This window comes from Pseudoalteromonas sp. J010 (assembly GCF_003934235.1).
GTDB classification, from domain to species: Bacteria; Pseudomonadota; Gammaproteobacteria; order Enterobacterales; family Alteromonadaceae; genus Pseudoalteromonas; species Pseudoalteromonas peptidolytica.
Window position 1 is genome coordinate 1 of record NZ_RDBW01000053.1, and the last position, 12275, is coordinate 12275.

12 protein-coding genes are annotated in these 12275 nt (G+C 41.7%); 6 read left to right on the top strand and 6 right to left on the bottom strand.

Features of this window, described 5'->3' with window-relative positions; all coding sequences use genetic code 11:
• Positions 1–363: 363 nt before the first annotated feature.
• Both EAG18_RS21195 and EAG18_RS21200 read right to left on the bottom strand, forming a co-directional pair.
• The gene (locus EAG18_RS21195) at positions 364–1293 is read right to left on the bottom strand and encodes a porin (RefSeq protein ID WP_125254339.1); all 930 of its coding nucleotides are present in this window, start codon (positions 1291–1293) and stop codon (positions 364–366) included.
• 148 nt (positions 1294–1441) lie between these two features.
• A complete protein-coding gene (locus tag EAG18_RS21200; RefSeq protein WP_125254340.1) occupies positions 1442–2287 on the bottom strand; it encodes a LysR family transcriptional regulator in 846 nt (281 codons plus the stop codon).
• A gap of 87 nt (positions 2288–2374) precedes the next feature.
• Here EAG18_RS21200 and maoP point away from each other — a divergent pair, with 87 nt between their 5' ends.
• Positions 2375–2746, top strand: a complete 372-nt coding sequence (gene maoP / locus EAG18_RS21205) for a DUF413 domain-containing protein (RefSeq protein ID WP_125254341.1) — start codon at positions 2375–2377, stop codon at positions 2744–2746.
• 203 nt (positions 2747–2949) lie between these two features.
• On the top strand, positions 2950–4185 hold the full coding sequence (locus tag EAG18_RS21210; RefSeq protein ID WP_176032596.1) for a diguanylate cyclase: 1236 nt from the start codon (positions 2950–2952) through the stop codon (positions 4183–4185).
• On the opposite strand, the gene rarD is transcribed toward EAG18_RS21210, so the two are convergent.
• Complete coding sequence (gene rarD, locus EAG18_RS21215; RefSeq protein WP_125254343.1) at positions 4174–5064, bottom strand: EamA family transporter RarD; 891 nt, start codon at positions 5062–5064, stop codon at positions 4174–4176. The genes EAG18_RS21210 and rarD overlap by 12 nt on opposite strands.
• A gap of 209 nt (positions 5065–5273) precedes the next feature.
• On the opposite strand from rarD, the gene recQ reads away from it, so the two are divergent.
• The 4 genes from recQ (at position 5274) to EAG18_RS21235 (ending at position 9815) form a co-directional block, all read left to right on the top strand.
• Positions 5274–7088: a DNA helicase RecQ gene (recQ, locus tag EAG18_RS21220; protein WP_125254344.1), complete on the top strand. Its 1815-nt coding sequence runs from the start codon at positions 5274–5276 to the stop codon at positions 7086–7088.
• The gene (locus tag EAG18_RS21225) at positions 7089–7376 is read left to right on the top strand and encodes a DUF3630 family protein (RefSeq protein ID WP_125254345.1); all 288 of its coding nucleotides are present in this window, start codon (positions 7089–7091) and stop codon (positions 7374–7376) included.
• Positions 7377–7488: 112 nt separating this feature from the next.
• Positions 7489–9195, top strand: coding sequence for a POTRA domain-containing protein (locus tag EAG18_RS21230; RefSeq protein WP_125254346.1), 1707 nt, complete (start codon positions 7489–7491; stop codon positions 9193–9195).
• A 56-nt stretch (positions 9196–9251) separates the two neighbouring features.
• Positions 9252–9815 (top strand): mechanosensitive ion channel domain-containing protein, encoded by a 564-nt coding sequence (locus EAG18_RS21235; RefSeq protein WP_125254347.1) that lies wholly within the window; start codon positions 9252–9254, stop codon positions 9813–9815.
• Here EAG18_RS21235 and EAG18_RS21240 read toward each other — a convergent pair.
• Genes EAG18_RS21240 through EAG18_RS21250 form a run of 3 tightly spaced genes read right to left on the bottom strand, consistent with a single transcriptional unit; the run spans position 9805 to position 12156 of the window.
• Positions 9805–10833 (bottom strand): succinylglutamate desuccinylase/aspartoacylase family protein, encoded by a 1029-nt coding sequence (locus EAG18_RS21240; RefSeq protein ID WP_125254348.1) that lies wholly within the window; start codon positions 10831–10833, stop codon positions 9805–9807. The two genes, EAG18_RS21235 and EAG18_RS21240, sit on opposite strands and share 11 nt — an antisense overlap.
• A complete protein-coding gene (gene rimK / locus EAG18_RS21245) occupies positions 10820–11725 on the bottom strand; it encodes a 30S ribosomal protein S6--L-glutamate ligase (RefSeq protein WP_125254349.1) in 906 nt (301 codons plus the stop codon). The genes EAG18_RS21240 and rimK overlap by 14 nt, the downstream gene beginning before the upstream one ends.
• Complete coding sequence (locus EAG18_RS21250) at positions 11722–12156, bottom strand: ATP-dependent zinc protease (RefSeq protein ID WP_125254350.1); 435 nt, start codon at positions 12154–12156, stop codon at positions 11722–11724. The genes rimK and EAG18_RS21250 overlap by 4 nt, the downstream gene beginning before the upstream one ends.
• Positions 12157–12275 lie beyond the last annotated feature (119 nt).

Below are 12275 nucleotides of genomic sequence, written 5' to 3' on the forward strand. Positions count from 1 at the left end.
TAAAGAACAGTTCCGGTTACCCGGTGCGATGACTCACCATCACTGCGCCGTTAGCGCTGAGGGTTGTGCATTCTAAGCATTTCCCATTTGTTGTCAACACTTAATTTTGATTTTCTTTCGAAGTATTCAAACTCAAGTTTTATTTGACTCCCGACTCGTTGGCTCGTTGCTTTTCAGCGCTGCTCCCCGTGTCGGTGGATGCGCATTATAGGGAGATCCGATTTAAGTGCAACCCTTTTTTTAAAGAAAATTGCAAAAAACCCGTCAATCGAACAAAAAGAAACCAATCAGTTCAAAACACATACAAAAACACCCGCTATAAGCGGGTGTTTTGCTCTTTTAACCTTAGATAGCGCCTAAAGATTAAAACTTATATTCAATACCTAGACCTAAATAATCTTTTTCGACCTGGTTATCTGCATCATATGTAGAATAGAAACCATACACCTTCGCATTTTTGGCAAGTTTGTAATCGACACCAACAGAGACTCCATCAACTTTGTCACCCGCGTCAAAATCAATAACTTGATACTGAGCCTTCAATGTCGCACTACCTAACTTATATGCTGCATTTAATAAATAGCCATCCGCTTCTGCGCTACCATCCACTTTTTCTTGAGTCTGGTACATTGCACCAAGTTTAAAGTCAGCTAGTTTCCCTTGCACACTAAAACGAATCGTGTCATAGCCGTTAACTTCACTGTCAGCTGCAATCGCTGCATAGACAGTTGACTCTTTTAAACCCGCGTCACCATAAGTAACCGCTGTAGAGAAGCCGTTTTCACCTTCTTCATTATCTTCAGCAATAAAACTACCTAAAACTCTAATGCCATTAAAGCTTGGTGATTTATATGAGATTGAATCGCCTAAACGATTCTCACCTTTGAACAGTACCTTAATATCACCTTCAAGGTCATTGAATTGATCTAACTTGCCTTGTGATTGTTTTAATGCGGTGTCGTTACGACCAATCACTACTTCACCAAAGTTACCTTTCAAACCAACATACTGGTTACGTGCTGTAATATTGTCTTTGTCACCTTTGGAGTCGGCGTCAGACACATCCACTTGAAATTCAAGCTTGTAAATAACTTCTAAACCTGAGTTTAATTTCTCAGAACCTTTGAAACCAAAGCGAGAAGCGTTACTTTTGATTTCAGTAACAGAGCCAGCACCATCATCTGAAGATTGCACCGATACGTTCGCTTTACCATAAACATCTACTTCAGCATTTGCTTGAAGGGTGATTGCACTTAATAATGATAGCGCCAAAGCAGTCTTAGTTAGTTTCATGTGTATTTCCTCAATATCGCAACACGTATTTTTAAAACATGCGCAGTGTGACATTGCTAAATGACAAAAATATTACACATAAAATATTTCTGAAAATAAAGTGACACTCAAAATTAAGAAATACGTCACAAAATATTCATTATAGGAACTACTGCACCGCTCCTAACAAATTTACTATCGTTTCAATCTGTTCTAACTGATCATTATCTTTGTGATACGCTACATATATCTCCCTTGAATTACTTTCGACGTCATTAATTTGGAATAATTTTTCGGCCTCAATAGCCTCCAGCGCTAGCGCTTCCGGAACAAAGGCTGATCCGCCACATTGTAAGATCAAATCCAGCGCGATCCGTCCTGTACTTGTTCTGAAATATGGAGGTGTCGCACCTGTAAATTGCTTTGCATGCCATAATGAAAATGCAGTACCCCAATCGACATAAACATATTGGTTGTCAAAGAAGTCTTCCTTGGTAGCAGTATCAAAGGTGCTCACAGGAATAATTGCCAAGTCACTGATCGGCCTGACCTCCAGCTCATCTACTTTAGGTGGATCGAATAGAACCGCAAGATCTAATGTTCTTTCTAATAGCAATCTTGTACTTTCTTGCTGCGTTTTGACTTCTGCTACTAGAGATACGCCTGGCATAGCAGAAACGATATGATTGATACCAAACTGTAAAAAAGCATCCCAAATATTCGCTGTGCCGCTTAGAGACAATTGTTTGTGCATGTTATTTGCGAGCGCAACATCGACTTTTGCTCTTTGCATGCCCGTCAGTATCATTTTTGCGTGAGGTAGCAGTCTTTCACCAGGTGCTGTCAATTGAATATTGTTGCGCTGGCGAATGAACAGGTTTACCCCTAGGCTCTGCTCTAATTGACGGATCCTAAAACTTACAGCTGATTGCGTAATGTATAAATTTTCAGCTGCCCTGCCAAAATGGCGGGTCTTCACAACTTCAACAAAAGTTTTTAATAGATCTATGTCCATTTTTCTTCCTGACGATAAAAATTACTCGTTTAAAAAATTTGAAAACTTGGTCCATACTCCAGCCAGATAACCTTAGAGGACTCAGTTATGGATCATAATTTAGCGACTTTGAAAAATGCCTTTGCAAGCAACAGAGCCTTTTATGATGATGCCAATTTCCCTAGAGGATTTGGACGCAGTGGCCACTTTACCCTTCAAGAAGCCGAGATTCTTGAACGCTGTGGAGCCACACTAAGAAGCTTATACAGCAAAGCAGCAGAACCTCAAAATAGTTTCCAGTCACAATTCGTTCAAGTGATGGATGGCTTAATCCCACCGACTAATGCCGTTGAAAAAGCTTGGACCAAATACCTCAAGCATACAACCTGCAAAACAAAGTTTCATACTCTATTTGGTCGCTCAAAAGTACAAAATGATAGCAGCGTGGTAATCCCAGCGGATATTGACGACGAACTATAACATTATGAATGTTAATAGTGTGCCGACACTATCATTGGCAGTTGTTGACAATATTTTAGTTCACAACTGTCAGTGTTTTCCTTCTTCAATCATTATGACAGTAGATTTATACGCTGTTATCCCGTTCAATTATTGATCCTCTCATTGCATTTCCTTTCAGTTAGGTTAAGAATTAATAAAACAGGAAATAATTGGCGAAGGTTGTGTTACGGAAAATCCTAATTATTGAAGACACCCCTACCATTGCGAAAGTGCAAAAGCACATTGCAACTTCTGCTGGGTATCAAGTAGATATTGCAGAGTCTCTTGCTGAAGCTCAGGCGTTGTTATCACAGCATACTTACTTCTGTGCTGTTGTTGATTTTGTACTGCCAGATGCGCCCCATGGAGAAGCTATCCCATGCACTGTTAGCGCAGATATTCCAACTATTGTTATGACGGGTAATATAGAAAGCCAGACTCGCTCTATTGTCGAACAGTACCCGATTATCGATTACATCATAAAAGAAAATAAACAGGCTTATCACTACTTACGGCGACAGTTGGAGCGCTTGCCAAGGAATGAAAATGTAAAAGTTCTCGTTGTCGATGACTCAATGGCATCTCGGAACTATGTATCAGCACTTCTAATTAGACATAAATATCAGGTTCTAGAAGCATGTGATGGGCTTGAAGCGCTAGCGGTATTAAAAGAGAACCCAGAAATTTCTGTGATCATTACAGACAACGAGATGCCAAATATGCGTGGAGAAGAGCTTTGTATCGAAATACGACGACTCTACTCAGATGACGATAAAGCAATCATCGGTATTTCAGGAGTAGAAAATGCCAACCTGTCCACACGCTTTTTGAAAAATGGAGCTAATGACTATTTAAGAAAGCCATTTAATGCTGAAGAGTTTTATTGCCGCCTTAGTCAAAACGTCGATATGCTCGAACATATCCAAACAATCAGACGACAAGCTAATACTGACTACCTCACCGGACTGCCTAACCGCCGCTACTTTTTCGACACCGTAAAAAAGAGTTTAAAAGCACGATTTGGCAAAAAGCAGCATGGACTAATAGCCATGATTGACATTGACCACTTTAAACAAGTGAATGATAAGTATGGTCATGACGGTGGCGACGCTGTACTGGAATCTATTGGCAAGGTGTTCGCTACACACTTTGCGAGTGATCTCGTTGCGCGATTAGGCGGGGAGGAGTTCGCTATCTATTTTAAAGATACAAAATCAGAAGGTTGCGTGGAAAAGCTCGAACAATTTAGAAAATATTTGGAAAGTAACAGTAGCAAGCTGACAACTCAGAAAATTGCCTTTACTGTCTCAATGGGACTCGCTTCACAAGTGACAACCAATATAGAAAGCTTGATAAAAGATGCCGATGAGCAACTTTATCAAGCTAAAGATACCGGTAGAAACCGCTTAGTTTACTAAGCGCTTTCTCCTATCACGGTAAGAGTCGAGACTAAACATCACCAATGCACTCCAAATAAAAGCAAAGGTAACGGCTCGTTCAGCGTCAAACGGTTCTCCGTAAAATAGTACAGCCAACATAAACATTAAACTCGGCCCGATATATTGAAAAAAACCTAACGTTGAGTATGGAATGCGCTTGGCGGCACCTGTGAAACACAGTAATGGCAAAGTAGTTACAACCCCTGCGCTAACAAGGAGTATATTAGTATACCAATCATTGTTCATAAGGTTACTAGTAGCACTAGGTTCCACCCACCACCAGTACACCAATGCTATTGGCGTTAAAATAAGCGCTTCAACCAATAGACCCGGTAGTGACTCTACCGCTAACGTTTTTCGAAGCAAGCCATAAATCGCAAATGAGCCAGCCAAAGAAAAGGCAATGATAGGAAAAGAGCCAAAACTAATAAGCTGTAGCAATACGCCAAATATTGCAAGCATCACAGCAAACTTCTGTCCTGCTCTTAGCTTTTCAGAAAGAAATAACATGCCTAGCAACACATTGAGTAGCGGGTTGATATAATACCCAAGGCTTGCATCTAACATATAGTCGTTTTGCACAGACCAAATAAACAACCCCCAGTTAAACCCGAGTAATAAAGCAGTTAATGTCAGCATCGCCAACAGCTTGGGGTTAACTAAAATCGCTTTTATCTTTGGCCACTGTTGTCTAGCCAGCACAATAATAAAGATAAACAGCACCGACCATATTACGCGATGAATTAATATTTCAATCGCATCAACATGAGTCAATTGCTTAAAATAGATGGGGGCTAATCCCCACATCAAAAAGGCAAGTACAGCGAGTAAATGTCCTTTTTTCTGTTCTTCAATCACAGCTTTAGACCTTGTTTAATCTTGGTAGGATCCACTTAAAGGTCAAACAGTATACTATGGTTTGTAGTTAACAGCGATGAAAGTTGGATGAATATATACCAAGGCTTCCTCCAGTTTGTAGAGGGCAAAGTGTTCAAATCTTATTCACTCCCTCCATCCGAGCGTAAAAAGCAAAGACAAGGGTCAAAAAAAACTCTAAAATAGCCGCGATGAATACCCTCGAGAACACGCCAGCTAACGACCCTCATACGGTACTGAAAGATATATTCGGTTACAGTACGTTTCGACACGGTCAACTTGATATCATTCAGTCTAGCTTAGCTGGTCAGGACACGCTTGTGTTGTTGCCAACAGGCGGTGGAAAGTCTTTATGCTATCAAGTTCCTGCAGTATTACTGCCCGGGGTTACACTTGTTATTTCGCCCCTTATATCACTGATGCAAGACCAAGTTGCTCAATTAAAAGCACAAGGTATTGCCGCTGAATATATAAATAATAGTGTTGCATGGGAACAGCAGAGAGACATTTACGACAGGCTCTATAATGGAGACATAACGCTACTTTATGTTGCACCTGAAAAAGCCTTACAGCGAGAGTTTATTGACCGCATTGCTGGCTGCCACATCAGCTTATTCGCAATTGATGAAGCGCATTGTGTGTCTCACTGGGGGCATGACTTTAGACCTCATTACTTTCGCTTGAAAGAGTTACGGCAGTATTTTCCTAATGTTCCAATGATGGCATTAACGGCAACTGCTGATTTAGCAACGCGAAAAGACATCGTGCAGCAACTCGGGATGTATGAACCGTTTATTTATACTGGTAGCTTCGACAGACCGAATATCCGCTACACCATAGAAGAAAAATTTAAGCCACTATCACAACTGTTCCGTTACCTCAAAGAGCAAAAAGGCCAAAGCGGAATTATCTACTGTGGTAGTAGAAAACGTGTAGACGATATTGCCGAGCGACTTATCGATGCTGGGTTTAACGCTGCAGGTTATCATGCTGGCTTGGATAATGACCAACGACAATTTGTGCAAAACCGCTTCGCACGAGACGACATTCAAATTGTCGTAGCCACTGTTGCATTTGGAATGGGGATCAATAAGCCCAATGTTCGGTTTGTTGTACATTACGATATCCCAAAAAGTGTTGAGGCCTATTATCAAGAAACTGGTCGCGCCGGTCGAGATGGCCTTGCTGCTGAGGCGGTAATGTATTTCGATCCTGCTGACATTCCAAGAGTTAGGCGTTTTTTTGAAGATATTCCAGATGAGCAGCGCCGCAAAGTGGAAGAGCAACGTTTTCAAGCAATGTCTAGCTTTGCAGAAGCCCAAACTTGCCGCCGGCAAATTTTACTCAATTATTTTAGTGAGTATCAGCGCGAGGCTTGCGGCAACTGCGATATTTGTCTAAATCCTCCAAAGCAATTTGATGGTACTTTAGTTGCGCAACAAGCATTATCTTGTGTATACCGCGCAGAGCAACGCTTTGGCATTGGCTATATTGTCGATATTCTACGTGGGGCAAATACTGCCAGAATAAGAGAATATAACCACCATACGCTGTCTACATACGGGATCGGAAAAGAACATAGTAATGAGTTTTGGCTCAGTATTTTGCGTCAACTTATCCATCATGGCTTATTAAATCAAGATATAACTCAAGGTGCGACTCTCAGACTTACCGAAGCCGCAAGAGCGGTGCTCAAAGGTGAATATGTTTTACAGCTGGCAGAGCCAAGACTCGTTGCTAAACACGTTTATCAAGACAAGCTTGCCCAGTTTAATTACGACAAAAAGCTATTTGCTAAATTACGCGCATTGAGAAAACAATTAGCAGATGAAGATGACGTACCACCGTATGTTGTATTTAACGATAGAACACTCGCTGAAATGGCACAAAAAACACCGACAAACGATAGTGAGTTTTTGCAAGTGTCCGGGGTTGGCTTCACCAAATTAAGTAAATATGGTGCTCCATTTATGCAATTGATTAGAAACTACTTGGAAAGAGACTAAATGACGACTCTGACTTTAGATCTGCAACACGAAGTGATCATCATTCATCCAGAATTGTTACCTCAAGATGATGAGTTTGAATTATGGGGTCAAGTCTTCTTGCACCATGATGCCGTCGAGCTGATTGAGTTTTCGACAGGCGCAGATAGACATCTGTGGCGCTTTACATTTAACGACAGCTATTTCAACTTAAATTTTGAACACTACAGCAACAGCGTTTGGATAGCACCAGATGGTGTTGACGCCCTAGATTTACTGCCCTCGCTACACAAAAACCTTTCTCGTTAAGTCCACATAAAGCTCTTTAAGTCTATAAATATTATTACTTTTGTTGCGGATACAGAGCAAGTTGCAACAATATAATCCATACTAAAGGAAGACTCGACTTAAAGGCTTCAAGATGAAAGTAAATCGGTTATCGTACAGTTGTGTGCTGCTCTTTTGCGGCACAAGCACCTTTGCTAACACAGAACAAGTGACAGCTGAACACTACACTGACAGCTGCAGTAACAACCGTGTTGAAGCTAAAAGTGATGAAAACTTATCTCGTCAGCTTGATGTTGAGCAGATATATCCAGAGCCTGCCAATGGTAAGAAAATCGCAGCGATTACATTAAAACAGCTGAATGTTTTTGATACTAGCAACCCAGAAGAAGATAACGCATTATTTCGATTTGCAAATAATTACCATATCCAAACCAAACCTGAAGTACTGAAAAGTGTGCTCTTATTTCAAGAAGGTGATAAATACAACCCTAGGAAACTCAGCGAATCAGAGCGGCTACTTCGCAATCAGTCTTATTTATATGATGCACGGATCTTTGCCAGCGAAAACTGTGATGGTGATATCCTTGTTACTGTCGTCACTCGAGATCTATGGACTTTGCTACCCGACTTAAGCTTTAGTCGCAGTGGAGGGGAAAATACCTCAAGAGTAGGATTTCGAGAAAGTAACTTATTCGGCTGGGGTAAGCGACTTTCTTTTACTCAAATAACTGAAGTTGACCGCTCTGGGTATCAATTTGTTTATGATGACCCCAATATTTTAAATTCACGGTACCGAGGGAGAATTGAGTATTCCGATAACGACGATGGTGAGCGCCACTATATTGACGTGAGCTACCCATTTTTTGCTACGGATACGCCGTATAGTTATGGTTTTACTAGTTATTCCGATAAACGCGAGGAGCCTTTGTACTCTGAAGGGGAAACCATATCAGAATTTAGTCAATCCACAGAGGTAACCCAACTCTATTTTGGCCACTCAAAGCCATTGTCAGGGAACTGGACTCGTCGCTTAATAGCGGGTGCTCGCCATGAGCAACATACATTCGAGGAGATCAGCGACACTACATTACCTATCGCAAAAGATCGAACACTAACCTATCCATATATCCAAGCACAATGGTTTGAAGACTCTTATGTCAAAGTGCGTAACTTTGATTCGATTTATAGGACAGAAGATCTCAATTTAGGCTGGAATATTAATGCACTACTTGGTTACTCAACACAAACTTGGAGTGATGATACTGAGCGACTAATATATTCGTTCTCTGCTAACACTGCACATTACACCTCAGATCATAGCCTATGGCGTTTTTATTTTGATATTGAAGGAAATTGGGATAAAGAAGCAAAGAAATCTGAAAACCTCATCGCCACCACCACCTTTCAGTACTACTTTAACACCAGCATATATGAGTCTTGGTTTCTTAATGCAAGCTATACCTATGGTAAAAACCTTACCTTGGACAATCAAATTACATTAGGAGGGGAAACGGGCTTAAGGGGCTACCCAATAAAATACCAACAAGGTAGCCGCAGCATGCTGCTTAATATTGAAAAGCGTTACTACTGGGAATATGATTTATGGCGCCTATTTAAAGTAGGTGGTGCGGCGTTTTTTGATGTTGGCAGAGCTTATCATTCACACCTTGCGATAGAGGGGAATGAGTCAGTGTTAAAGAATGTTGGTATTGGACTGAGACTAGCACCAAGTCGAGCAAATTCAGACATCATGGTACATATAGACCTAGCAACGCCTATTAACGGACCAGATAATGTCGATAGTATCCAATGGCTACTAACCGTAAAAAATCGTTTTTAGCGATGTCTTGAATAGGTAAACATGTTATAAAGCAAAAAAATTATTAGGATACCACCGTGCATTTTTTAGACTTTGCACTTAGCCAATACAAACTCATTGTTACTCTGCTGGCCGTACTGTGCTTTCCACTGTTAATGAAAGCGTGCTGTAAACTACTAGAAAAAGTCACCAGAGGTAAAATTGATTCTCACCGCAAGCAACGAGCTGACTTACTCGTTAGGGTTCTAGTTGCATTTGTGTTTGTCTGCTTTATGTTGGTATTTTGGGGAATAGAACTACGAGGTCTACTTGTACTTGGGTCATCGCTTTTTGCAATGCTCGGAGTTGCCATGTTTGCTGGCTGGTCACTTCTTTCAAACCTAACGTCATTTTTACTCATGTTTATTCAAAATGATTACCGAGTTGGTAACTGGGTTAGAATAGTTGATGGAGCCAACTTTGTTGAGGGTTGTATTGTTGAAATGGGGTTGATGAGCGTCGTTTTGCGTCACGTCGACGGTCATAAAGTCGTCTACCCTAACAATTTATTCGTCACTAGACCTGTACTTGTACTGAGCCAAGAACCAGTCAAGCCAAAACAGCCAGCTGCGCCAAGACGACCACTAGGCCCTAAGAAATAGGGCCTATATCATCGATAAAGGTTTCTAGCTGCTGCTCCACAATACTATTCGCATGAGCAAAGTAGGCAATATGAAATACCGCATCACCCTCATTGACTAAAGGCAACATCTGCTGCCCAATCACTATACCACTTCTTGGAGCAATAATTGCCTCTTCGCTTTGACCTAAGGGGCTGTCAATGTAAGCAAGAATTTGCCCTTTTGAAACGCGCTCACCTAGCGTTACCTGTGCACGTACAATACCGTCCACATCCGCCCTAACCCAGCTAGTCGCTGCTGCAATAACAGCATCATGAACTTGCTTTCGGCGTCGCCCTCGTAGCATTTTTAAGTGACGCATGACATTTTCTACACCTTGTAAACCAGCTGCTATCGCAAGCGCATCAAAGCGTAATGCCTCTCCAGCCTCGTATGTGATCACCGGTATATCTAGACCTGAGGCTTCACTGCGAAGTGAACCATTGCGCAGTCGTGCATCAATAGCCACAGGAGTACCAAATGCCATCGCCATTTCTTTTGTCATCTCACAAGACAAATCTCCACGGATCTGAGGCAAATTTGAACGATGAATAGCGCCTGTATGCAAATCAATTATATGAGTGGATTTTTTCACCACTAAATCGAAAAACATATGCGCCATTCTCGCTCCAAGTGAGCCTTGCTCTGATCCTGGGAAGCAGCGATTCAAATCCCGCCTATCAGGAAGGTAACGAGACTTGTGAATAAAACCGAAAATATTCACGATCGGTACCGCTATTAGTGTACCTCGCAATGTAGCTGCATCGACTTTACTCAATAGCTGACGCACCACTTCAACCCCATTAAGCTCGTCACCATGAATAGCCGCACAGACCATTAATACAGGGCCAGACTCCGCACCATTAACGACTTCAATTGGAATAGTCATTGGAGTGTGGGTATACAGCTTCGCCACCTCCAATTGTACGGTTTGTCTTTCAGCTACCCCGACACGTGTATCGAGTAAAGTGAAAGGCTGGTTAATTTTAACCTTTGCCACGTGTCGCAGTCCTCTTAGCAGCCGCATTTTTCTCGATGAACGAAATTATCATGTCCGCAATATCTTTGCCTGTTGCTTTTTCTATCCCCTCAAGGCCAGGTGATGAATTTACCTCCATTACCAAAGGTCCACGTTCAGAGCGAAGTAAATCAACCCCCGCAACGTTCAAACCCATTGCTTTTGCAGCCGCTACCGCAGTGCGGCGTTCTTCAGGAGTAATTTTAACCAATGTTGCCGAGCCCCCTCGGTGCAAGTTAGAACGAAACTCACCTTCTTGCGCTTGGCGTTTCATCGCCGCGATAACTTTATCACCAATCACAAAACAACGAATATCCGCTCCACCAGCTTCTTTAATATATTCTTGCACCATAATGTTGGCTTTAAGACCCATAAATGCCTCAATAACACTTTCTGCTGCTTTGCGCGTCTCAGCAAGTACAACACCAATACCCTGTGTGCCTTCTAGCAATTTGATCACAACGGGTGTCCCACCTACCATTTCAAGTAGATCTTTGACGTCGTCTGGCTTACTCGCAAAACCAGTGATCGGCATGCCCACTCCCTTCCTAGACAACAACTGTAATGAACGAAGTTTGTCTCGTGAGCGCGTAATTGCTACCGATTCATTTAATGGGTAAACCCCCATCATTTCAAACTGTCGAAGTACGGCACATCCATAAAATGTCACAGATGCGCCAATCCGAGGTACTATGGCATCGAACCCACTGAGTTGCTGCCCCTTAAAATGGATCTCTGGCTCACTGCTATTAATATTCATGTAACAACGCAGCGCGTCTATTACAGCAACCTCATGTCCCCTTTGCTCAGCAGCTTCAATAAGGCGACGTGTTGAGTATAAAGATTGATTCCTTGAAAGAATGCCAATTTTCATGATTTATCCGTTTTATTACTTAAGTATGAATGTTCTGGGTCAACAATAATGCGGCCTCGCATTGCTGTGCGCCCTAGCAGCATTCTAAATTTCATGGTTTCTCTATTGCTCAGCGTAACTTCAATAGGCCAAGCCTGTTCACCAATATGTAAGTTTGTCTCGATGACATAACGCAGCTCTTTATGACCTCCAGAGTCTGTGACTACACGTTCATCGAGTACTTTTGCTTCACAACATACTTCATAGTCAGTGTCATCCTGGAGTGGATGAAGCCAAAACCTAACCCATGGCTCGCCACTATCTGATTGAAATGCTTCAACCTTAAAAGCATGAAGACAAGATGTTCTTGCTCCTGTATCAACTTTTGCTTTTATCTTATTAATTCCTAAGTCAGGTAATGAAAGCCATTCTCGCCAACCAACTGTGATCATAGTGTGCTCTTTTATAAAATGAATTTGGACTTATACGCGCAATTAAGTCATATGAAAAACAAAATAAATTTATCCTAAAGATAATACTGTTTTGTCTTGGAGCTTTCTCAATTTGAAAG

What these genes read in the sequence shown, in the direction of transcription:
- recQ (WP_125254344.1), top strand. Translation starts at nt 5,274, where the DNA reads ATGAATACCCTCGAGAACACGCCAGCTAACGACCCTCATACGGTACTG.
- EAG18_RS21250 (WP_125254350.1), bottom strand. Translation starts at nt 12,156, where the DNA reads ATGATCACAGTTGGTTGGCGAGAATGGCTTTCATTACCTGACTTAGGA.
- rimK (WP_125254349.1), bottom strand. Translation starts at nt 11,725, where the DNA reads ATGAAAATTGGCATTCTTTCAAGGAATCAATCTTTATACTCAACACGT.
- EAG18_RS21200 (WP_125254340.1), bottom strand. Translation starts at nt 2,287, where the DNA reads ATGGACATAGATCTATTAAAAACTTTTGTTGAAGTTGTGAAGACCCGC.
- maoP (WP_125254341.1), top strand. Translation starts at nt 2,375, where the DNA reads ATGGATCATAATTTAGCGACTTTGAAAAATGCCTTTGCAAGCAACAGA.
- EAG18_RS21225 (WP_125254345.1), top strand. Translation starts at nt 7,089, where the DNA reads ATGACGACTCTGACTTTAGATCTGCAACACGAAGTGATCATCATTCAT.
- EAG18_RS21195 (WP_125254339.1), bottom strand. Translation starts at nt 1,293, where the DNA reads ATGAAACTAACTAAGACTGCTTTGGCGCTATCATTATTAAGTGCAATC.
- EAG18_RS21230 (WP_125254346.1), top strand. Translation starts at nt 7,489, where the DNA reads ATGAAAGTAAATCGGTTATCGTACAGTTGTGTGCTGCTCTTTTGCGGC.